Source organism: Bacillus sp. K2I17, from assembly GCF_002209985.1.
In the GTDB taxonomy this organism is placed as follows: domain Bacteria; phylum Bacillota; class Bacilli; order Bacillales; family Bacillaceae_G; genus Bacillus_A; species Bacillus_A wiedmannii.
Genome location: NZ_NJGF01000019.1, coordinates 79,633 through 99,028, shown reverse-complemented (window position 1 = coordinate 99,028; position 19,396 = coordinate 79,633). Strand labels below are relative to the sequence as shown.

24 protein-coding genes and 2 pseudogenes are annotated in these 19,396 nt (G+C 35.2%); 14 read left to right on the top strand and 12 right to left on the bottom strand.

The genetic code is table 11. The features are described from left to right. Positions 1–667: pseudogene (locus CER22_RS20420) on the top strand (collagen-like protein); the annotation flags it as partial. Between the two features lie 80 nt (positions 668–747). On the opposite strand, the gene CER22_RS20415 reads toward CER22_RS20420, so the two are convergent. Continuing rightward, positions 748–1,965: an ATP-binding protein gene (locus CER22_RS20415; protein ID WP_046958663.1), complete on the bottom strand. Its 1,218-nt coding sequence runs from the start codon at positions 1,963–1,965 to the stop codon at positions 748–750. After that, a complete protein-coding gene (locus tag CER22_RS20410) occupies positions 1,962–3,218 on the bottom strand; it encodes an ATP-binding protein (RefSeq protein ID WP_088609455.1) in 1,257 nt (418 codons plus the stop codon). The genes CER22_RS20415 and CER22_RS20410 overlap by 4 nt, the downstream gene beginning before the upstream one ends. Before the next feature lie 182 nt (positions 3,219–3,400). Between CER22_RS20410 and CER22_RS20405 the strand changes: the two genes are divergently transcribed. Next, the gene (locus tag CER22_RS20405; protein ID WP_088609454.1) at positions 3,401–5,431 is read left to right on the top strand and encodes a catalase; all 2,031 of its coding nucleotides are present in this window, start codon (positions 3,401–3,403) and stop codon (positions 5,429–5,431) included. A 16-nt stretch (positions 5,432–5,447) separates the two neighbouring features. After that, positions 5,448–6,257: an alpha/beta fold hydrolase gene (locus CER22_RS20400; RefSeq protein ID WP_088609453.1), complete on the top strand. Its 810-nt coding sequence runs from the start codon at positions 5,448–5,450 to the stop codon at positions 6,255–6,257. Between the two features lie 208 nt (positions 6,258–6,465). On the opposite strand, the gene CER22_RS20395 is transcribed toward CER22_RS20400, so the two are convergent. From CER22_RS20395 to CER22_RS20380, 3 genes are all read right to left on the bottom strand, one after another. Further along, positions 6,466–8,610, bottom strand: a complete 2,145-nt coding sequence (locus CER22_RS20395; RefSeq protein ID WP_142293518.1) for an LTA synthase family protein — start codon at positions 8,608–8,610, stop codon at positions 6,466–6,468. A gap of 273 nt (positions 8,611–8,883) precedes the next feature. After that, entirely contained in the window at positions 8,884–9,114 is a 231-nt protein-coding gene (locus CER22_RS20385; protein WP_088609451.1) for a hypothetical protein, read from the bottom strand. Between the two features lie 11 nt (positions 9,115–9,125). Beyond that, positions 9,126–9,422, bottom strand: coding sequence for a DUF3986 family protein (locus CER22_RS20380; RefSeq protein WP_088609450.1), 297 nt, complete (start codon positions 9,420–9,422; stop codon positions 9,126–9,128). Between the two features lie 120 nt (positions 9,423–9,542). Here CER22_RS20380 and CER22_RS20375 point away from each other — a divergent pair, with 120 nt between their 5' ends. Genes CER22_RS20375 through CER22_RS20365 form a run of 3 tightly spaced genes read left to right on the top strand, consistent with a single transcriptional unit; the run spans position 9,543 to position 12,125 of the window. Then, positions 9,543–10,550, top strand: a complete 1,008-nt coding sequence (locus tag CER22_RS20375) for an ABC transporter substrate-binding protein (protein ID WP_142293516.1) — start codon at positions 9,543–9,545, stop codon at positions 10,548–10,550. An 11-nt stretch (positions 10,551–10,561) separates the two neighbouring features. Next, positions 10,562–11,326, top strand: a complete 765-nt coding sequence (locus CER22_RS20370; protein ID WP_088064639.1) for an ABC transporter ATP-binding protein — start codon at positions 10,562–10,564, stop codon at positions 11,324–11,326. Next, positions 11,319–12,125 carry an ABC transporter permease gene (locus CER22_RS20365; RefSeq protein ID WP_088064640.1) on the top strand — a complete coding sequence of 269 codons (807 nt, stop codon included), beginning with the start codon at positions 11,319–11,321 and terminating at the stop codon, positions 12,123–12,125. Before CER22_RS20370 ends, CER22_RS20365 begins: the two co-directional genes overlap by 8 nt. A 33-nt stretch (positions 12,126–12,158) precedes the next feature. Here the strand turns inward: CER22_RS20365 and CER22_RS20360 are convergent, their stop codons facing one another. Together CER22_RS20360 and CER22_RS20355 are read right to left on the bottom strand one after the other, a co-directional pair. Beyond that, the gene (locus CER22_RS20360; RefSeq protein ID WP_000849118.1) at positions 12,159–12,386 is read right to left on the bottom strand and encodes a hypothetical protein; all 228 of its coding nucleotides are present in this window, start codon (positions 12,384–12,386) and stop codon (positions 12,159–12,161) included. 215 nt (positions 12,387–12,601) lie between these two features. Beyond that, complete coding sequence (locus tag CER22_RS20355) at positions 12,602–13,726, bottom strand: hypothetical protein (protein ID WP_097906944.1); 1,125 nt, start codon at positions 13,724–13,726, stop codon at positions 12,602–12,604. A gap of 81 nt (positions 13,727–13,807) precedes the next feature. On the opposite strand from CER22_RS20355, the gene CER22_RS20350 reads away from it, so the two are divergent. Next, positions 13,808–14,479 (top strand): HAD family hydrolase, encoded by a 672-nt coding sequence (locus CER22_RS20350; RefSeq protein WP_088609448.1) that lies wholly within the window; start codon positions 13,808–13,810, stop codon positions 14,477–14,479. 105 nt (positions 14,480–14,584) lie between these two features. Here the strand turns inward: CER22_RS20350 and CER22_RS20345 are convergent, their stop codons facing one another. The 3 genes from CER22_RS20345 to CER22_RS20335 form a co-directional block, all read right to left on the bottom strand. Then, positions 14,585–15,121, bottom strand: a complete 537-nt coding sequence (locus tag CER22_RS20345; RefSeq protein WP_087984890.1) for a DUF3267 domain-containing protein — start codon at positions 15,119–15,121, stop codon at positions 14,585–14,587. Between the two features lie 112 nt (positions 15,122–15,233). Further along, positions 15,234–15,713 (bottom strand): antimutator 8-oxo-(dGTP/GTP)ase, encoded by a 480-nt coding sequence (gene mutTA / locus CER22_RS20340; RefSeq protein WP_000276386.1) that lies wholly within the window; start codon positions 15,711–15,713, stop codon positions 15,234–15,236. Between the two features lie 84 nt (positions 15,714–15,797). Then, on the bottom strand, positions 15,798–16,115 hold the full coding sequence (locus tag CER22_RS20335; protein ID WP_000448410.1) for a hypothetical protein: 318 nt from the start codon (positions 16,113–16,115) through the stop codon (positions 15,798–15,800). Between the two features lie 83 nt (positions 16,116–16,198). Between CER22_RS20335 and ytzI the strand changes: the two genes are divergently transcribed. The 6 genes and pseudogenes from ytzI (at position 16,199) to CER22_RS20305 (ending at position 17,580) form a co-directional block, all read left to right on the top strand. Next, positions 16,199–16,348 carry a YtzI protein gene (gene ytzI / locus CER22_RS20330; RefSeq protein WP_000472802.1) on the top strand — a complete coding sequence of 50 codons (150 nt, stop codon included), beginning with the start codon at positions 16,199–16,201 and terminating at the stop codon, positions 16,346–16,348. After that, positions 16,341–16,538: a DUF3953 domain-containing protein gene (locus tag CER22_RS20325; protein ID WP_088609457.1), complete on the top strand. Its 198-nt coding sequence runs from the start codon at positions 16,341–16,343 to the stop codon at positions 16,536–16,538. The genes ytzI and CER22_RS20325 overlap by 8 nt, the downstream gene beginning before the upstream one ends. A gap of 43 nt (positions 16,539–16,581) precedes the next feature. Continuing rightward, positions 16,582–16,812, top strand: a complete 231-nt coding sequence (locus CER22_RS20320; RefSeq protein WP_088064643.1) for a YczI family protein — start codon at positions 16,582–16,584, stop codon at positions 16,810–16,812. 28 nt (positions 16,813–16,840) lie between these two features. Next, complete coding sequence (locus CER22_RS20315; protein WP_073516833.1) at positions 16,841–17,074, top strand: DUF3953 domain-containing protein; 234 nt, start codon at positions 16,841–16,843, stop codon at positions 17,072–17,074. Positions 17,075–17,098: 24 nt separating this feature from the next. Beyond that, positions 17,099–17,338, top strand: coding sequence for a hypothetical protein (locus CER22_RS20310; protein ID WP_088609447.1), 240 nt, complete (start codon positions 17,099–17,101; stop codon positions 17,336–17,338). Positions 17,339–17,349: 11 nt separating this feature from the next. Next, positions 17,350–17,580 (top strand): annotated as a pseudogene (locus CER22_RS20305) (YczI family protein). A gap of 227 nt (positions 17,581–17,807) precedes the next feature. On the opposite strand, the gene luxS reads toward CER22_RS20305, so the two are convergent. After that, on the bottom strand, positions 17,808–18,281 hold the full coding sequence (luxS, locus tag CER22_RS20300) for an S-ribosylhomocysteine lyase LuxS (protein WP_001141371.1): 474 nt from the start codon (positions 18,279–18,281) through the stop codon (positions 17,808–17,810). 128 nt (positions 18,282–18,409) lie between these two features. Between luxS and yidD the strand changes: the two genes are divergently transcribed. After that, positions 18,410–18,646, top strand: a complete 237-nt coding sequence (yidD, locus tag CER22_RS20295; protein WP_000809334.1) for a membrane protein insertion efficiency factor YidD — start codon at positions 18,410–18,412, stop codon at positions 18,644–18,646. On the opposite strand, the gene CER22_RS20290 is transcribed toward yidD, so the two are convergent. Then, a complete protein-coding gene (locus CER22_RS20290; protein ID WP_000838167.1) occupies positions 18,643–19,206 on the bottom strand; it encodes a beta-class carbonic anhydrase in 564 nt (187 codons plus the stop codon). The genes yidD and CER22_RS20290 overlap by 4 nt on opposite strands. Positions 19,207–19,396 lie beyond the last annotated feature (190 nt).

Genomic DNA, 19,396 nt, shown 5'->3' with positions numbered 1-19,396 from the left:
TGGGCCTACGGGGAATACTGGATCTACTGGCATTACTGGGCCTACGGGGAATACTGGACCTTCTGGTAGTACCGGGCCTACTGGATTTACCGGGCCTACTGGATTTACTGGTTCTACTGGTAGTACCGGACCTACTGGATTTACTGGTTCTACTGGCATTACCGGACCTACTGGAACTGCAGGTAGTGCCTCAGCAAAAAGTATTATTTTTCAAGGAACAAATGCTGGTTTTCAACGTATAGCGGGTTCTCCTGGCATTGACTCCAATGTTATTCCATATGTCACTGCTGGAGACGGTAGTGTAGTTGGCTTTGCTGCATCTATAAATGTAAATAACTTACCTGCTGCTGTTTATACGATTGATATTTGCAGGAATGTCCCAACAAACCTCACTGCCCCTACTTCCAGTTACATTTTAACTACTATTACCTTAACTACCACGGACAAAATTACCGGAACTATAGTATTTTCCATTAAACCGACGGATACTGGATCAGGACAAATTCAAGTATTTAATCCTACTCCAGCCGTAGGTCCGGCTACTGTAACTTGGACTAGCATTACAACTGGAAACCCTGTTTCAAGAGGGGATGCTATATCTCTTTATATTAACCCTGGAATTACTGCCAGTGCTGTATATTCTATTTTTCTAATCACTAATATTTAGTTCCTTCTTAACAGTAATTTATTTAACAAAAAAAGGAGATCACTCTCAAATAAGTAATCTCCCTTTTAAAAATTTTTTCATTACATTGGCAATACAATCTTCACAGTCGTTCCAACCCCAACTTCACTTTCAAAACTCATTTTACCGTTGTGGTCTTTAATAATTTTTTCTGTAACTACTAAACCTAAACCTGTTCCCGTTTCTTTCGTTGTGTAAAAAGCTTCATTTAACTTCGGAATTTTGTCTTTTGGAATACCGCAACCCTCATCCTTAACTTGGACAATGATTGCATCTTCTACAGTCACTTTAATCGTAATCGTTCCGCCAACCGACATTGCTTCAATCGCATTTTTAATTAAATTAAAAAATACTTGCTTTAATCGTTTTTCATCGCATGTAATCGACGGTATGTCTTTACTATAAATACCTTGTATGTGCACTCCTTGCTTTAAAGCAGGCTTTCCCATAACTCGAATAACATAAGCGATAATTTCTTCTATATTATGAACTTCTGATTCTAGTGATTTAGATTTCTCAAATCCACTAAGTTCTGTAGCGATTGTATGAATTCGCTCTACTTCTTGTTTCATAATATCACTATATATTTTATCCTCAGGATATTTATTTGCTTGCTTATTAACAAATTTATCTAAATTAGCTAGAGGTCTTCTAATTTTGTAACCAATAACTGTAGCCATTTTCCCAACAGTTGCTAGCTTTTCTGTTTGTTGTATTTCTTTATCCATCATCTCAAGCGTACGAACGTAAGATTGAAACCTTAAAAACATAATCCAACATATGATAGTAAATACGCTATATAATGCCATCGGGATTAAAACGAGTGACGAGTGAATAATGATTCCTATAAGAGCGTATTTCCCAACAAGTATACCAGTAACTAACCAAAAATACCTTTTGTTCACAAAGAGTGGGGCAAATAAAATAAAAAATCCTTCTACTATATTCCCACCATCAAACTCAGCATCACTGCCGTAGTAAATCATAAAATTATGGATAAAATCTAATAGGTTATATCCAATTAGAATAATATATTTCACTGCAAATGGATTCTTCCATTTCATGAAGTATACTCCAATACAAAACAAAATCACCATTAGAAAATAAAGCCATAAACCTAAACCATCTTCAAATTGTCCTACTCCTTCTTGCTCTCCTCCTATTAAAGGTACAATAAATTCGTAGGCAAGATCGTATACAAAAAATATAATGAAAAATAAACTTAAAAATATTTTCAGTGCCTTCATTTCTTCATTTTTAAATATATCGTCTTTATTCATATCGTAACTCCTAGCTTTTCTCCCTCTTGGATTTCATTATTTCCACGTTGCTTCGGGAGCATAATATCTATTCTAGTTCCAATATCTCTTTCACTTGAAATATGTAATTCACCAAGATGCTGCTCAGTAACAAGCCGATTCGCTACAGTAAGTCCTAGGCCAATTTTATCTTGTTTCGTTGTATAAAAGGCCTCTTTAACACGAGCTAAATTTTCTTTCTTAATACCGTAACCATTATCAATTACACTTAGCATTACATAATCTTGTCCTTTGTTTTCTAACCGTAACTCTAATGTGCCACCTTGCTCCATTGCCTCCAGAGCATTTTTTATGACATATAGAAAGACTCCTCTTATTTTCCGCTCATCACATTCAACTTCTATCGTCTTTTCTTCCACATTAGAAATAAACTGGACGCTAGATGCATTCATTTTTTCGCGAACAATTTTTACTGCTTGTAATGCAATTTCACCTATATTATGTTTCTTATAAACAGAAGGTTTACATGTAGCAACTTCCATTAACTCACTTATCATATTATTCATATTTTCTATTTCAAAAATCATCTGTTCGTAAATAGGGTCCTCCTCATGCTTCTCTCGTTGTAATTGCGTAAACCCTTTTAATGAAGCAAGTGGATTTTTAATTTCATGTCCCACTGTCGCTGCCATTTTTCCGATTACTGCTAATTTTTGTGATTCACTAGCAATCTTAATACTTTCCTTTACCGCTGAAAGGTATTGTATAAATCGATTTAAAATGATGTATGCCGCTATTAATACGAGTGTATACATAATGAGGAACATAAATCCTTTTACTTCCTTTAATACGAATAAATAAATAACATATTTCCCTACAATTGTCGAAAGTACAAACACAAAATATTTTTTATTTAAAAATATAGGTACAAAGAAGATGAAAATAATTTCTATTATATTTACTCCATCAAATGCCGCCTCATTATAAAGCATATACGAAAGTATATTAACGATTTCTATTCCTATGTATGCAAATACACATGCATATTTAACAAGGTTCGCTTTCTCTTTTTTTATTAAATATACATTCACACCGAGTATTGCAGTTCCGCAAATAACTTGCCATAGTATGCTATGTCCCATATCCGTTAATGATTTATTTTCTAATACGATTGCATAGAAAATTTGGTATGAAACAACAATGACATATAGCACCCATAAAAAAATTTTTGCATTCCTTTCTTCTTCTTTATATGATAGAAAACTTCCTTTCACTTCAACACCCCTTCAAAATAATATCTCGAAGAATACCATTTATTATAATAAATGATTTTCATAGACAAACAAAGATAAATCGAACATTTGAGGAAAATCATCCCAATAAAGCAAAGTATCTTCAGGCTATATAAGCATAAAAGCTATAAACAATAATACGTATATTATGGGAGGTGTTTTATGTGGACGGCAAAAAAAATAAAAAAACAGAACAACTGGAATCCTTCACGCGTGAGAATGAAGGAAAGAAAATGACGACAAATACAGGTGTTACCATTTCAAATGATGAAAATACTTTAACCGCTGGTGATAGTGGTCCTACCCTTCTAGAAGATTTCCTAATGCGAGAAAAGCTTGCTCATTTTGACCGTGAACGAATTCCTGAAAGAGTCGTTCACGCACGTGGATATGGTGCACATGGTATATTCGAGCTATATGAATCTTTAGAAGAGCTAACAATGGCCCACTTTTTACAAGACCCTTCAAAAAAAACACCCCTTTTCGTTCGCTTCTCTGAAGTAGCCGGATCAAAAGGGGCGAATGAAACAAATCGAGATGTACGAGGGTTCGCCGTTAAATTTTATACAGAAGAAGGAATTTTTGATTTAGTAGGAAACAATATTCCTATTTTTTTCATTCAAGATGGCATTAAATTCCCTGATCTTATTCACGCCCTTAAACCTGAACCGCATAATGAGATTCCACAGGGACAAACAGCACATGATACATTTTGGGACTTCATCGCCAATAACCAAGAATCGGCTGCGATGATGATGTGGATTATGTCTGATCGTGCCATTCCAAGAAGTTTTCGAATGATGCAAGGGTTTGGCGTTCATACATTTCGCTTAGTGAATAAAAATGGAAAGTCACGATTCGTAAAATTTCACTGGAAGCCGAAGCTCGGCATTCACTCATTAATTTGGGATGAAGCGCAAAAATTAGGTGGTGCTGATCCAGATTACCATCGCCGTGATTTATGGGAAAATATTAATGCTGGAAACTATCCTGAGTACGAACTTGGCATTCAAATTTTAGAAGAAGAGGATGAATTTAAATACGATTTCGATATATTAGATGCGACGAAAATTTGGCCTGAAGAAGATTTCCCCGTTAAAATCATCGGGAAAATGACATTAAATCGCAACGTCGAGAATGTATTCGCTGAAACGGAACAAGTCGCGCTTCATCCGGGAAGTATCGTCCGTGGTATTGATTTTACAAATGATCCGCTCTTACAAGGTAGGCTCTTTTCTTATACAGACACTCAATTGGCACGCGTCGGTACAAATTATCAAGAATTACCGATTAACCGTCCGATATGCCCATTTCACAACAATCAAAGAGATGGTGCATCTAAATATATAATCGACAAAGGAAAAATTGCTTACCATAATAATTCCTTAGCAAATAACACTCCTTACACTGTCCCCGGTACAAAGGGTGGGTTCGTTACATATCCTTCTACTGTATCAGGGCATAAAACGAGAGAAACAGCCGCTAGTTTCAAAGATCATTTCTCTCAAGCACGTTTATTTTGGAATAGTATGAGTAACGTCGAAAAGGTTCATATTATGCAAGCCTTCTCCTTTGAATTAGGAAAAGTAAAAAGTAAATCGGTCCGCCAACAAGTCGTAACTATGATTGGGCATATTAGTACTGAATTAGCTACGTTAGTCGCTGAAGCGATCGGAGCAAAAGTCCCAAATATTCAAGAATCGGGCGTTACGAAATCATCGCCAGCACTCAGTATGGCAAATACGACATTTAGTCCGAATACATTACGAGTAGGTGTCATTGTTGCAAATGGATATGACGGACAAAACGCGCAATATATACTAAATCAATTCAAACAAGTTGGGTTGCAGCCAGTAATTGTTTCCGAGCGATTAGGTATTGTGCAAGGAACGCAAAATGTACGTTGGGACGTGAATGACACTTTCTTAACGGGATCTTCACTTCTTTATGACGGGCTACTTCTTATTGGAGGAAACCTTGATGAACTGTTTCTTAATAAAGCGAGTTCATTTGTCGTAGAATCATATAATCACTTTAAGCCAATTGGTGCCTTTCAAAATGGATCTACCGTTATTCAATCTTTAAATATTGAAGGAAAGCCTGGCGTCCTAATAGAACAAAACCCTACGCAACTTGCAAATAAATTTATTAAAGCCATGACGAAACAACGCTTTTGGGATAGAGCATATGAATAGGTTAGGGGGATAATTTATGTTTGTTACCGTCGAGAAAGATGTGCATATTTTTGTGCAAGACGTTAATCCTGAACCCGGTAGTAAAACCGTGTTTTTCGTTCATGGCTGGCCTTTAAATCATCAAATGTACCAATATCAACTCAATGTGTTACCACAGCATGGTTTCCGCTGCATCGCTATGGATATACGCGGAAACGGGCAATCTGATAAACCATGGACTGGTTACACATACGATCGTTTAGCAGACGATATCGCCATTGTTCTCGAAGCACTTCAAGTAGAAAATGCTACATTAGTCGGTTTTTCAGTAGGTGGTGCTCTTTCTATTCGGTACATGTCCCGCTATAATGGCCATCGTATTTCTAAACTTGTATTAGTCGATGCTGTTTCCCCCTCTTTCGTTAAAAATCAAGAATCGCCCTATGGTGTCCCAAAAGAACAAGCAGATACCCTCATTAATCAAATGTATGCCAATATGCCAAAATTTTTAAATGATGTATCTTTATCATTTTTTAATAGAAACTTAGGATCTGCTACGTTAGAATGGTTTTCTTATCTCGGTATGCAGTCTGCTTCCTACGCTCTCATCAAAATATTGCAAGCAGCCGCAAATGAAGATGTAACGAAAGATTTAAGTGAAATTAACGTCCCAACAAAAATATTCCACGGTGTTCACGATCAACTTATCCCTTACAAAAGCGCTGAACTCACGCAAAAGCGGATTAAAAATTCTCAGTTACATCCTCTTACAAATAGCGGTCACGGCTCTCCAATTGATCAAGCGGATGAATTAAATGCAGAACTTATAAAGTTTTTGCATTCATAAAAATCTATACCAAATCGCTTCAATTGGAACGCATTTTTTGAAAAGCTTAAAATTCACATATTTCTCACAAATCAATCAATAAAACGATTACATTTTCATTTATACTAAATGTACAGGTAATACTCCCTAAACCCAGCTTGTCTGGTTACCCCGTTAAATACTATAAAAAAAAGAACTTGTATCGTTATACAAGTTCTTTTTTTTTGTTCTATTTAAAAAGTATATCTTTACTATACTGCTTTCCAGCAAGTAAATCATATTGGATCATTTTATATTGCTCTAACATTTCTTTTTGTTTCTTTGTTAAATCTGTTATCTCTTCCCCATCTTTATTAACCTTTAACTCATCTCTAAGAACCGGTATTTCTTTATGCATTTCCGATAAAAATTGATAAAACGGTGATTGATTTAGTCCTGCATAATCAAAAACAAGATTAGAAAAATAAATTGGACTTACTAAACCTAAATTGTCATTTGGCAAATCAAAATTTGCATACATTAACAATGGTGTTTCTGACATAATTAATCTTTCTCTTACCGTCTCTTCATTTTCTATATATCCTGCTTCTTTATAAATAGATTTATTAGTTCCTAACATAGGTAAATGATCTCCAAAGAAGACTAATAAAGTAGGTCTGTCTAAATCGTTAAGCTGCTCGATTAAATATTGCAGAGCTTCATCAGACAGTCTTACACCTTCTGTATATGCTTCTAATTCCGCTTTCGATTCCTCTTCTGTTAATCCACTAATTTCTATTTTATTTTCTCCAAACATATTTGGCGTATACGGAAAATGATTTTGCATCGTCACCGCATGAATAAATGTAGGTTCTTTTCTCTTATTTAATTCATCTATGATTTCTTTACTCATAGATAAATCACCAATATTGTCTCCCACTACTTCTTTATTTTTCATCGTATCTTCTGCATTAAAATTATCGAATCCCAATGTTTTATATACATCTTCACGTTTATAAAACGATCGATTAAACGCATGAATTGCACTTGCATAATACCCTTGTTTTTTCAACTCACTTGCAATCGATGGAATCTCTTTTTGGCTTGGAACAGCTTGTTGATATGGTATAGAACCTGGCATTAAAAGACTCATCGAATAACTCGTTAAGGCTTCAAATTCTGTATTCGCTGTATTCCCTCCAAATGTAGGAGCTATCGTTTGTCCACCTGGAAAATTCTCTGTATAATGATGTAAATTCGGCACTGGATCTTCGCTAAATGAAAGATTCGTTAATTTTGTTGGATCCCAAAATGCTTCACTCATAATAAATATAATGTTCGGCTTCTCTACTTTTTTTTGTGCTTTTACTTTGCCGCTATATTGTTTTTCTATATCCTTTGCAATTTGCTGCATATTTTCTTTTGAATATTCCTCTGGCTCTTTAATAACTGTCGTATCTAAGTTACTTAAAAATCCAATAATAAAACCATTCGCTTTATAATTTGCAGCTTGATTCCATGCACGGATGTCTACTCCACCTTTTATAAATAAATCATTCATAAAGGTAGTAGGATAGTTACTATATCCATACAACATAAACCCAGAGCCACATATTAAAATAATCCTCATAATAATATGTAATTTTATAACTGGAATATACTTTCGTATATACGTAACTACAAATACAATCAACACAATGCCAACGATTGTCAGGAACATATTCCAAAAACTAAAATACTCCATGACCATCGGTATAACGGAATTCATATGACCAATCTGTGTAAAATCAGACGGGTAGAATGGCTCTCCTCTAAAAATAAGTTTAAAATGGTTCACCATCACAAAAATAAGTAAGACTAAGCTAGTTATCGTTGTACTTAAGAAAACTCTTCCAAGCAAATTATATGCAAAAACGTATACCATATAAATAAATAACAGGCTTAATATATACTGTCCATATTGTAAATACACCCATGTATTTACTACTATAAGGTTCATGTCCTCCTGCACTATGATATACATCCAATTCATTGTATGAGCAATTAAAAATAATACGACATAAACTCGAATAGCCGGCCTAAGCTTATGACTGATACCTTTATTTAAATGAATGATGTATAGTAGTACACTCCACAAAACAATAATAAGTATACTTAGCTGTATTTTCCCATTAAAAAATTCTTTCGTTCTCTCAAATTCGAAAGACCTTAACATAACAAAGAATAGCGTTTCTAAACAGATCGCCCACATTCCACTAAGAATGATAGAAATTAATAGATTCTTTCTCGGTTGCTGAGCCGAGAAACTAAAATGAAATTCATCTCTTCTTCGTCGCTGTGTAAAAACATTAAAGCGCAATTTATTCCCTCTTTCCTTTACCCCTTCGTCTCGCATCAACAAACATATTGTCATATACAAAATACCATATTTGTATGCAGCTAGTCTCCCTATGTGCTTGTAATAATACACATGTATCCTTAATTTCCCCTTAAAAATACAGTGAAACTTTAATAAGTCCGAACCATTCAGGATTGAACGGGATAAACCTTCTTCGCTCTATATTCTAACAGCATAAATGAACTATGCTTCACAAAATTATTACCATAAGAAAAGAACCTACCAACACTGACAGGTTCTCCTTCATTCTAACAGACATGAGCATACGTATTATATAAGAGAATACATCCATACTTTCCATATAATACATACAAGTACGATAACTACAAAATCAAAAAGATCTAATCTTGGGCCCTTCTTCATATTCATCTCTAGCCACATATGAATACATTTTATTTTTGTATATTTTTGAATGTTTTTCTTTGCAAATCGATAAACGAGTACTTGCATAATAAAAAATCCGACTACGAAAATGAACAAAAAAATGAGAAAATCGACCACAAAATTCCTCCCTATTTTTGCAGCGATTTTTCTACTATTTGATTTCTCAAAACCCACTCTTCAAATTGAGCACTTCCAAATTCCCAGCTAAGATCACGCGCATGTACAGAAAAAACGTAATGACCAGCATATTCGTCCATAAATCTACCTGTCTCAAGCTCATCTTTCTGAAGACCATATGCCCCAAAATTAAAATACACATCCCACACGTCTTCATTCTTCCGCTTATAAGCAATCGATTCCATATCACATTCTGTTCCGAAATAATCAAGATGTAAATGTACGCTATCATCATATTCGTAATCCATTTTATCACCCCTTATATTTGTACTTCTTTATCACCCAAAAAATTCCTGCTATCTACACTCACATATGGGCACTTACCTACATATCATGCTTGTAGAGTGACTTCTAGGAGGTGTCATATAGTGAAAAAATTAATAGCTGTTTTTTGCATCATGTTACTAGCTGTTTTCACATTTGCTGCTTGCAGTAGTAAAAAGGAAGGTACGAAAGAACAAACACAAAACATTCGCATCGGCGAAGTTACCCATTCTCTCTTCTACGCCCCGTTATATGTCGGGATTGAAAAAGGATTTTTTAAAGATGTAGGATTAAATATTGACCTCCAAACAACAGCTGGCGGAGATAAAACGATGACCGCCCTATTATCTGGCGGAATTGATATTGCTCTCGTCGGTTCTGAAACGTCCATTTACGTTCATCAACAAGGAGCAAAAGACCCGGTCATTAACTTCGCACAACTTACACAAACAGACGGAACATTTTTAGTTTCGCGTAAAAAATTAGACTCTTTTAATTGGAATGACGTAAAAGGTGTTACGTTTTTAGGACAGCGTAAAGGCGGCATGCCGCAAATGGTTGGAGAATACGTTTTAAAGAAAAATGGCATTGATCCTCACAAAGATACAAACTTAATTCAAAACATCGAATTTGCTAACATTGCAAGTGCCTTTGCATCTGGTACTGGGGAATTTGTACAGCTCTTTGAACCGACTGCAAGTATATTCGAAAAAGAAGGAAAAGGGTTTATCGTCGCTTCGTTCGGAAATGAATCTGGAACTGTTCCGTATACAACGTTCATGGCAAAAGAAAGCTTCTTAAAGAAAGATAAAGATGCTGCTGAAAAATTCACACGTGCTCTCTATAAAGCGCAGCAATGGGTTGATACACATAGTCCAGAAGAGATTGCTGAAACCGTTTCTCCGTTATTTAAAGACACTTCAAAGGACATTACAGTAAAAGTAATTGAACGTTATAAAAAGCAACATTCTTATGCGACAAATCCGCTATTAGATGCTGAAGAATGGAAACAGCTCCAAACGATTATGAAAGAAGCTGGCGAATTACAAAAAGAAGTTCCACACGAAGCGCTCGTCAATACAAAAATTGCCGAAAGCGTTATTAAGAAATAGAGGCGAAGTGTATGAGTTTTTTACAAATACGTAACGTTTCTCACTGCTTTTTCGCAAAAGAGAATGCCAAATTGATTCTCGAAGATATGAGTTTACAAGTGGAAGAAGGCGAATTTATTTCTATACTCGGTCCAAGTGGTTGCGGCAAAACGACACTCCTCTCCATTATTGCCGGGCTTCTTGATCCAATTGAAGGTATCGTCTTTTTAGATGGTGAGCCTATTACAACGAAAACTTCATCTATGGGATATATGCTGCAGCAAGATTACTTGTTCCCTTGGAAAACAATTGAAGAAAATATTATGCTCGGACTTCACACCCGAAAAATTTACAATGAACAGACGAAAGAACATACTTTACAGCTTTTAAAACAAGTCGGTCTACATGATGTAGAAGAGCAATACCCTCGTGAACTGTCCGGCGGTATGCGTCAACGTGCCGCTCTCGTTCGAACGTTAGCGACCGATCCGAAAATTTTATTGCTAGATGAACCATTCTCAGCACTCGATTATCAAACGAAATTGAAACTAGAAGATCTCGTTTTCAACTTACTACGCAAATATAAGAAAACGTCACTACTCGTAACACATGATATTGAAGAAGCAATTGCGATGAGTGATCGTATTTATTTACTACAAGCGAATCCCGGGAAAATTGCAAAAACATTTATCGTCCCAGAAAGCATCCGTTCCTTATCACCGTTAGAATCACGCCACCACCATGACTTCCCATCCCTCTTCCAAGATATATGGAAGGAGCTGGAGCGACTTGGATAATATAAAGCAACTACATGAACAGTTTCAGAAAAAAGAACGTAAGCGTGCATGGTTAGCACGCTCACTGCAGCTTTTACTGCTCATTCTTTTCTTTTCACTATGGGAAATAGCTAGCAAAAAAGAGTGGATTGATCCTTTACTCTTTAGCTCTCCTTCAAGCATTTGGGATCTCTTCCTTAGTAAATGGATTGACGGTTCGCTTTGGGTTCACATATGGACGACATTACTTGAAACAGGAGTAGGCTTCATTCTTGGAACAGTGCTCGGCGCTATTATCGCTACTTTTCTTTGGTGGATGCCACTTCTCGCTCGCGTGCTCGACCCTTATCTCGTCGTCCTAAACGCCATGCCAAAAGTGGCACTTGGACCTATTATCATTGTAATCTTCGGTCCAAATATTTCTTCGTCGATTGCAATGGGGGTAATCATTTCCATAATCATTACCATTCTCGTTATTTACAGCGCATTTCAAGAAGTCGATTCTAACTATATAAAAGTGATGGACACATTTGGCGCAAATAAATGGCAATGTTATAAGCAAGTCGTTCTCCCTGCATCCTTCCCAGCAATTATTTCAACGTTAAAAGTGAACGTTGGTTTATCATGGGTCGGTGTTATATTCGGCGAACTTCTCGTCTCTAAACAAGGTCTTGGCTACTTAATTAGCTACGGATTCCAAGTATTTAATTTCACGCTCGTCTTACTGAGCGTACTACTCACCTGCGTCCTCGCAACACTTATGTATGTGTTTGTTGAGGCATTTGAAAAACTTCTAATTGGAAAACGAAAAAGAAGCTGACTTAGGGCGATAAACTATAGTCAGCTTCTTTCTTTACCTTTTATCACACATCTTTGTTTCATTTGTAACGTTTCCATCTGCAACCGTAACTGTATGGAAACAATCTTTCACACGTACTGTAACGACATTTTCTTTTCGATCTATTACATGATAATCATCATACTTTTTATTTAATGCACTACGAATTTGCTCTCCTTCAAAAATCGGAAAACCATGAGACATTACCCAAATGAGACCAGCAACCGCAAGAATCGTTTTCATACGTTTCATTACCTCCTTGAGAGTAAACTTATAGTCCCTACAATATGCGCATTATAATTGTGTCTAATTTGTGACATTTTTATACTAATTCTCTTTTAAAGCTTCAGTTCCTTCTTCTTTTTAATAAAAAGACAGAATTTTCAATTTTATCAACATAAAAAAACGCAAAGAACTAAAATTCTTTACGTTTTATTGGCTAAAATATATACCTCTCATTATTGTCCGCTTTGTTGTTCTATCGTTTTTGAGATATCATCTAATCCCGACAACACTTCTGCTCTCATTTTTACAAGCTCAGGGAACTGATAGAAGAACGCAATTTTTTTATACTTTAACTCCGATCCTTCTTTCACCTTTTTTGAATCTTGCAAAATAAATGCTGTAAACGTATCTGCAATATCTTCCGCTACGTTTGTTGTTCCATACTGTGATACAAACTCCTCATGCTTTTCTTTAAAAAATTCAATTTGAGTTTTTTCACTTTCTTCCACTTTCTTTTCTGTCCACTCCTGCTCAATGTCCTTCCAGAAAGAGTTATAAAATTGATTAATATAAGATTTTCCCTTCGCACACCCCTCTTGTAAGAAAAGAGTTTCACAGTTATTTCGGTATGTTGAAATATCTTTATCTTCTTCAAAATCCTTTACATACTTTTCATCTACTGGTATTTGCTTATGCCCGAGTGTCAACACGTGAGCCGTCTCATGAATTAATGTTTTCATCACTTCATCGATATTTATCGCGGAATCAAGCGTATCTAAGCTAAGAATCCAATCTTTCGGATTCTCCATGCTAGGCATAACGTGAGCAACAACACCGTCATAACCGTCCGTTATTAAATCAAATTCTGTTATATTCCCGCGATATTTAGCTGGAATGAGAGTACGGTACATATCCCATAAGTCTTCATGATAACCTCTATCTTGACGCTGTTGTAGTACCTCTTCTTTCGCTTCTTTATCTTCAGCGAATACTTTATTTAAACGTTTCCGTTCTATTTTCTCAAAATAAGGATCTACAATTTCATCACCATCAATATAATAAGAGGCTAAAAAGAAATAATTTTCGTCATCCTCTTTTTTCTGCTCTGCCTCTTTCATATTCGCACTTTCATGCTCTTCTATATCATAATCTTCTACTGCTTCAAGTTCAGATAATCCATCTATTTTTTCATATACTTTTTGAAGTTTCTTATCTCCTATTTCCACACATTCTTCTTCTGTTTTACAAATTTCTTTTTCCTTCACACTCTTCACAGAACTATCGCATCCTGCTATTAAACCAATTGCGACGATCAACCCTACTAACTTGCCACACAGTCTCTTCATACAATCCTCCATTATTCCATTCTACAAAAATATCATAATCATTTTTTAACGAATATGCGATAATTAATTATACAAACTGTAAGGAGGTTTCTCATGATTCGAGCAGTCTTATTCGACTTAGATGGAACACTATTAGATCGGCGCCAATCTCTAGAACAATTTATTCATGATCAATATAATCGCTTTGCCTCTCACTTAATGAGCATAAAAAAAACAGGGTATTGTTCTCGGTTTCTTGAACTCGATAATAATGGCTATACGTGGAAAGATAAAGTATATGCTACTCTCCTTTGCGAATACAACATTACCACTTTAACACCAGAGCAACTGCTGTACGACTACATTACAAACTTTCAACATCATTGTATTCCTTTCCAAAATATGCATGAATTACTTCAGCGTTTAACACAACAAAATATTAAAATTGGTATTATTACAAATGGCTTTACTGGCTTTCAAATGAATAATCTTCGCGCACTAAACATACATACGTATACAAATACAATTCTCGTTTCAGAAGCGGAAGGAATTAAAAAACCACATCCTGAGATTTTCGAACGGGCTTTAAAAAAGCTAGATGTTAAGGCCACAGAATGTCTTTACGTTGGAGATCATCCAGAAAACGACGTGCTTGGTTCTGAACAAGTAGGGATTCTTGGTGTGTGGAAGAGAGATTCGTTTTGGGGTGACTTTGAACATTCACGCATGGTGAACGATTTGTTGGAGGTGCTTTCGTTTTTAGAGGTAGAAATGAAAACAAAATAATAGTAAATAAATTACATCGGCGATTTTTTACAATATATCGACTTACCGACAAAAGCTGACAAACAAAAAAGAGGCCGTTTTTCAAAAACGCCTCCCCTTCCTTTATTATTCATATACTGTAAACTGCGGTTTACTCGGATGATCTTTAACTTGCGCACCATCTGGAAACTTTGAAACTTTTTGATATAGGGCAATGTCACCGATACAACCTGCTGTTAGTAAAATCCCTAAAAATGAGATGGATTGCACATTCGTAGTTAACCCAATTACAATTGGCAAAATTCCAGTTGGTAAAAACGGCAGCATTAACACTTTCTTCATTTGCTTTACTGTAATCGCCTGTTTAGAATGAGCATATGCAACACCTAATTTCCAATTAACACCCCATTTCAGTTCACTCCACGGAACACCACCGATATAGCGAAACCCTATTAAATGTATCGCTTCATGAATACAAACAAGAACAATCATTGCGATAATAAAAAGAAACAAGGTTGGTAACGTAATTTCAATTTGAAACTCACCTGAAAGAAGTGAATGTAAAAAACTAACTCCAATCGCCAGAGCAAATGCTATACAACATGAATAGAAATTTAATTTCCCCATCGAAACAGTAACAGTCGTTTCTTTTCTTTTATCCATCTTCCCCCTCCTAAAATGTAAATATATCTTTACAAAATTGTATAATATACCCAAAATAATGTAAAGATATATTTACATTTATTCTTACACACAAAAAAAGAAACCGGCCACTTTACTTCGTAAAACAGCCGATTTCTTCTATATGTTTCATCGTGCGCGCCAGTACATCGTCACGCATTATAAAGCTAAATTTTCTATCCGTTTTAATGTTATCAGGAATGTCTGTTAATAAAACAGATCCTTTCGTTTCTTCGTAATGCGTATGTTCTTCTACCGCACTAATTGTTGCAAAATAAATGTTTTTAATGATTATTTTGTCTTTTCCAGATACTTTATATTGTCCTAAGTAAGTTAAATCAGAAACTATGCCGCCGGTTTCTTCATGAACCTCTCGAACTGCCGCTTCTTCCGGTGTTTCCCCTAATTCTACTTTACCACCTGGAAATTCAAGACCGCGACGTAAATGATGCGTTAATAACCATTGATCCCCGTACCGGCATACAACCCAAACATGCTTTGGCTCAGGAGAAAATGGATAACGTTCAAACGATAATTGTACAGTATTGTGGTAATAATCTTTAAATTTGTACATGCCATTACTCCCCTATTGATGGTTACAAGTTTTTCCTACCACAAATTGTAGCATATTCTCGCTTTTCTGCATAATATTATCCAATTACAATCCATTGATTATTCCCATTTGCGCGACTAATTCTTTCGTCTCATGATTACCTAAATCGTAAATCATTTTATATGCTTTTTGTAGTTGTTCATCATATCGGTCATTATTCGAATCGTGATGATACTCAACAAATGGAACGTGAGAACGTACAAATGAACCTAAATCCTCTACATATGCTTGATCAAAGTACTCTCTTAACTCCGTAATTTCCTCATCACTTGCGGAAATCTCAAAATTATACGTATCCGCCGTCTTCACTTGTGAAATTTGACCGTTTCCTATTGATATATAATATGTTTTTTTCGTCTCCATGTAACACCCTTCTTTCATCCTTTTAATTTCTATTGTTTTCATCAATTACAAAATTATGTAAAATAAAGAAAAGGAGGGGTTCCATGTTCAAAATATTAATTATCGGTATTATAATCGTTCTAGTCATACTAGTACTCTCCGTCATGACGATTAATAAAGGCTACGCTTATAAACATTCTGTTGATAAGCCTGAAGATAACCCTTATACAAAAAACAGCAAGAAGAATTCATAATACGCTTCATATACCACTTATTTTAGCCCACATCATATTCAGTATTAGTTTATTGACAGGTCAACATAACTTTCTACCACTTTCACAATCTCTATTAGGAGTTTTACTGCTTCTTATTACCATTGAACAAATAAGGAAAAAGGATTCAGGAACTAGATTTATTTGTATTGTTGCAGGTGCTTTCATTTAGATTGTTCTCATCATTACCTACATAAACTAGAAGGAGGGCTTTTATGTTAAAAGGCGTTCGAATTACTTTTGCACTTATCGCCTTATCTATAGCAATCTATGGATTTATTAGCGGTAACAGAGACATTATGCCTTACATGTTCATTTTCTTAGGGGCTATGGCTTTCACTATAGGTTTAGAGGAAATAAAAAAACAGAAACAATCTAGCAGCATACTTGCTTTCATGGCTGGAGCTGGTGCTTTACTGCTTGGCTTCTCAGAAATATTCCGGTAAATAATCTATTTAAAAGGTGGAGATTTGTATGCTAAAAACATTACGAATTGTATCGGCTCTTATCGTCATCGCTCTCGCTTTATCCGGAATGTTTACAAACGCACTTGTTACAATGCCTTATATGCTCATCGCCTTATCTGTTATGACCTTCATCATGAGCGCAGAAGAAAAACAGAAACAAAAGAAAGTACATAGTACACTCTCCTTCTTTTCTGGCGTATTCACTTTAATCGTTGCTATTATAATTTTTGTCTCTCAATAACTATCTTTCTACTAGGAGGTTATAATGCATATAAGAAAATTACAGCTAACCATCGTTTTTATTACTTTAACCTTATGTTTATACAGCACATTTACAATGAACTTTCAAACCTTTTCACCTATCATTTTGTTCCTCTTTAGTTTATATGGCATTTTAGTAGGAATTGAGACGATTCAAAAACAACAAAAACAAATTGGAGCTATTAGCATCGGTTTAAGTCTTTTTACGATTGTTTTTGTTATTCCATTTATAATGTTCTTTTAAAGGAGAATTATATGTTTAAAAACATTCGAATTATAATAGCTACTATCGCTCTTATTCTCGCCCTATTTAGCTTCTTCGCAAACCTCTCTATGCTTTTACCATACGTTTTTATCCTTTTGAGTATTATGTTTATCCTTTTTGGAATCGATGAAATAAAAGAGCGGTAAAAAGCAAAAGCATTTGTTTATTTTCTCGGTTCTGCCTTTATTTTATATGTTGGGGTATCTAGTATACTTTCATAAAAAAGAGGCCGCCCAACACATATGTTAGACGGCCTCTTCTTTATATTTGATTCATACTATTGGCAGTTTTTGTCGGTAAGCCGATATCCAGTTTCGAAACATCGATATATTAAAAAAATCGTTGATATATTTCAAGTTGTGTTCGATATATTCGAAAAATCGTCGATATAATTTCATTTATCATCGTGTTACAAAAAAACTGCCCTTTCACAGGCAGTTTTTTCTTTTTATCCAAATACTTTCTCAAGTTCATCTTTATCTTGGCTTAACCAGAAGTTCATTAAGCGTTGTGCTCCTTCTAAGTCGTGAAGCTTCGCTTGGCCACACTGTGTTTCATTTGCAGCTGGAATTTCTGTAATTTGAACCGCATCTTTTAATGTTAATTCTAATAAATCAATGATTTCTCGAACCGTTGGTGTTCCGCTTACTACAAGATAATATCCTGTTTGGCAGCCCATTGGTGAAATATCGATAATATCAAAATGCGGATAACGATCAATATATTTACGTAAATTAAATGCTAATAAATGTTCTAACGTATGAATAACATCTGGTTTCATTGCTTGTTTATTCGGTTGGCAAAAACGAATATCGAATTTATTTACAATACCGTCACTACCTACGTTGTGAACTCCGCAATGTCTTACATAAGGCGCCTTTACAATCGTATGATCTAATTCAAAGCTTTCTACTGATGGCATACAACATCTCTCCCGCTTTTAATTTAATTCCGTTATATCCAATATGATATAACGGAAATCAACATTAGTAAAGTATTATGTACAGTCGTGCTATAATACTTTAAGACTATGCTGAAAAGGAGACCATTATGAAACAGATTTTTATTGGGATTATACGCTTTTATCAAAAATTCATTTCTCCGATGACACCACCAACGTGCCGCTTTTACCCAACTTGCTCTCATTATGGATTAGAAGCATTTCAAAAACATGGTGCTCTGAAAGGATTTTGGCTTACATGCAAGCGTATATTAAAATGTCACCCTTTCCACCCGGGAGGATTTGATCCTGTCCCAGATAAAAAGGATGACAAAGTAAATTCTTAATTGTCGTAACCATTCACAACTAAATCTAATTTTCCTGTGTCAGGATCTATAACAAGACCGTGAACAGGTACTTCTTCAGGAAGTAATGGATGGTTGCGAAGTATTGATACGCTATGTTCTACACTTTCTTCTACACTAGAGAATCCTTGTAGGAATCTTTCTAAATCGATTCCAGAATAACGAAGTGTATCTAATTTCTCTTCTGTTATACCGCGCTCTTTCATCTTCTCAATTGTACTGCTTGCTTGAATTTTTGCCATACCACAATCGTGGTGACCAACTACACAAACTTCATCAGCACCAAGTTCATATACAGCAACTAAAATACTACGCATAATACTTCCAAACGGATGTGAAATAACAGCGCCTGCTACTTTAATAATTTTCACATCACCGTTACGCATATTCATCGCTTTCGGTAATAATTCAACAAGACGAGTATCCATACAAGAGATAATTACCATCTTTTTGTTTGGAAATTTACCTGTTTCGTACTCTTCGTATTTTTTTTCTTCAACGAATTTTTCATTGTATTGTAAAATCTCTTCTAATGACTTCATAGTAAAGAACCCTCTTTTCTCTCATTTACATTACTTATATAGTGTACCAAAATTTAAAAAACTCAAAAAGGATATTACTTTATAGTGAAAATAAGATATTTTCAGATAACCGACATAATTCTTTCAAAATATACACACACCTTTGTAACAAGTCCCTCCTATTTAAAACGTATTTTCACTATAAACTGAT